This window comes from Synechococcus sp. R55.7 (genome assembly GCF_047461955.1).
Classification (GTDB): Bacteria; Cyanobacteriota; Cyanobacteriia; order Thermostichales; family Thermostichaceae; genus Thermostichus.
This window is the reverse complement of record NZ_JANSIC010000001.1, coordinates 1,521-3,078: the sequence shown is the minus strand read 5'-3', so window position 1 is coordinate 3,078 and position 1,558 is coordinate 1,521. Positions and strand designations below refer to the sequence as shown.

At 56.9% G+C, this 1,558-nt stretch carries 2 protein-coding genes; both read right to left on the bottom strand.

The genetic code is table 11. The features are described from left to right. The coding region (locus NW820_RS00020; protein ID WP_414406331.1) for a phosphoribosylanthranilate isomerase at positions 1–458 on the bottom strand (458 nt) is incomplete at its 3' end. A 62-nt stretch (positions 459–520) separates the two neighbouring features. Continuing rightward, on the bottom strand, positions 521–1,558 hold a 1,038-nt coding region (locus NW820_RS00015), incomplete at its 5' end, for an LOG family protein (protein ID WP_414406330.1).

Below are 1,558 nucleotides of genomic sequence, written 5' to 3'. Positions count from 1 at the left end.
GCAAGTTCTGGCCAATTCAGGGTTCGCCCCGTTCCCCCCGCCTGTTGGGGGTGATAGGCATCCAAAAGCAGCACCTCCACACAGTCTCGGTAGAGATTGGCCACTTCCAGATCTTGCGGCTGGCGGACGCGCAGGGCCTTGATGCGGCGGATCCCGGGAAGCCATTCCCCCAATTGCTGACAATCTTGCGGGGATTCTTGGCCATGCAACTGGACAGCCGTGAGGCCCACCGTTTCCACCCAGGCGGCGATGGCGCGGGGATCCTGATCCAGAAAGACCCCTACTTTTTCCACGTGGTCGGGCAGGGATCCCACCCAACGAGCCATTTCCGAGAGGGGCAAATAGCGGGGGGTATTGGGCACCGCGATGAACCCAAGGGCACTCACCCCCAGCGCGGCGATGGCCTCCGCCTGATCCTGACGGGTGATGCCGCAGATTTTGACAAACAACCGGCCCATTGGGAGCACCACCAAAACAATTGGCTGCTGGTTCTTGGATGGTTCTGAGAGCGCTGATACATCTACTTTTGTTCAGGGCGCATTTGCAGAGGATCCGGGTGCTCCGGGTGAAGCTTGTTGATCCGGCGCACCATTTGCCATAGCCGTCCAAAGTTGCGCTGGTTGAAGTGCATCACCAGCCGTGGCAGATGGGCAATATCTTCCTCGGCTTCCTCCGGCAAGGCCCCAGTTTGCTCGATCCGGCCCGAATCGAGAATATCGGCAAACTCTTCGTTTAAGATGTCTAGGGCTTCCGGTGAGAGTCTGGTGTTCAAGCGCAAAACCAGGAGCTCCCGCACGTAGCGATTGCTGTGAAAGACGCGATAAAAATCGACAATCTGCTGACAGGCATCTCCCACATCGTCGGTTAGGGTGTAGAGGAAGAGATCTTCTGGGCTGATCAAGCCGCGACCGAGCAGGTGCTCCCGCACGTATTCGTCCCATTCTTTCCAGTAGCAGCCACCTGTTCTGTCCACCAGCACCAAGGGCATGAGCTTGGTTTTGCCGGTTTGCATCAGGGTTAGGCATTCAAAGGCTTCATCCTGAGTGCCGAAACCGCCGGGAAAAAGCACCAGCGCGTCGGTTTCTTTAACAAAAAAGAGCTTGCGCGAAAAGAAATACTTGAAGTTGATGACCCGATCGCTGGCAGCAATAACGGGATTGGCCATTTGCTCAAAGGGAAGCTGGATATTGAGCCCAAAAGAGTTTTCCAGCCCTGCCCCTCGGTTGCCGGCTTCCATAATGCCGCCGCCGCCCCCCGTCATGACCATGAATCCCCGTTGACTGATGCAGTAGGCGAACAACTGGGCCTGGCGATATTCGGGACTTTCTGGCCCCAGTCGTGCCGACCCGAAAACGGTGATCTTGCGTTGGTGGGCATAGTTTTGGAAGGCGGCAAACCCCTGCTCCAGATCCTCAAGAGTAGCCGCCAAGATCTTGGCATCTAAACGGCTCAGCTCTAGGGATCCCATGCGCTGCAGCGACTGCAAAATACGCAGCCAGGCTGTCCGGTTGGGGTGATGCTCCAACTGCTTTAGGCGAGTCTCAGCGTTGGAAAAAAC